A 477-nucleotide genomic window follows, 5' to 3' on the forward strand; every position below is an offset into this window, starting at 1 on the left:
CCCTTCACATTCTTTATCTCATCCTTATGTATGATAGTATTTTGATTAGAACCTATTTCTATATCTTTGTTTTCTCCTACAAACTCACTTGAATTTTTTGCTATTCTTATTTTATTATCCACCCCTACATTTAAAGTATTGCTTAATCCTACTATGGTATCTTTAGAAAGAGCTACATTAGTTAAATATTCTCCTCCTATATTGACATTTTTAGCTAAGTCTATGGTTTGAGTATGGACTTTTTTAATCCTTTCATTATAAATTCCATCTACCATAGAATCTTTATCATTTAAAATTCTTTGAGTGAAATTGTGCTGCACTAATTCATCATAATCCTTTTGGGCTTTTAAATAAATTTGTTCTTTATCTTTTATATTTGAGAGAGTGAGTTCATTTAAGCCTTCTTCATTTACACCTATAGTTTTAGAAGAAAGGGAGGTTTGATGATCATTAAAAGGAAGATTGACTAAGCTTGGA

General features: G+C 28.9%; 1 protein-coding gene. It reads right to left on the reverse strand.

What is annotated here, in order from left to right; all coding sequences use genetic code 11:
- A partial coding sequence (locus H2280_RS08515) for a bacteriophage T4 gp5 trimerisation domain-containing protein (RefSeq protein ID WP_442862350.1) occupies positions 1-477 on the reverse strand: 477 nt, incomplete at both ends.

The sequence above is a fragment of the Campylobacter sp. 2457A genome (genome assembly GCF_020135895.1).
Taxonomy (GTDB): Bacteria; Campylobacterota; Campylobacteria; order Campylobacterales; family Campylobacteraceae; genus Campylobacter_D; species Campylobacter_D taeniopygiae.